Genomic DNA, 312 nt, shown 5'->3' on the forward strand with positions numbered 1-312 from the left:
GGGCAGGTAGTCCGCGTACCGGCGGGGCATGCCCTCGTTGCCCAGCCAGTGCTGCACCAGGAAGGTGGTGTGGAAGCCGATCATGGTGAGCCAGAAGTGCACCTTGCCCAGCCGCTCGTCGAGCATCCGGCCGAACATCTTCGGGAACCAGAAGTAGATGCCGGAGAAGACGGCGAACACGATCGTGCCGAAGAGCACGTAGTGGAAGTGCGCCACCACGAAGTACGAGTCGGACACGTGGAAGTCCAGCGGCGGGCTGGCCAGCAGCACCCCGGTCAGGCCACCGAAGAGGAAGGTGACCAGGAAGCCGAC

General features: G+C 64.4%; 1 protein-coding gene. It reads right to left on the reverse strand.

Annotated elements, in window-relative coordinates; translation table 11 throughout:
* Positions 1–312 (reverse strand): cbb3-type cytochrome c oxidase subunit I (locus ACL02O_RS34505; RefSeq protein ID WP_412822370.1); only part of this gene is annotated, 312 nt, incomplete at both ends.

It is taken from the genome of Micromonospora mangrovicola (genome assembly GCF_047200535.1).
In the GTDB taxonomy this organism is placed as follows: Bacteria; Actinomycetota; Actinomycetes; order Mycobacteriales; family Micromonosporaceae; genus Micromonospora.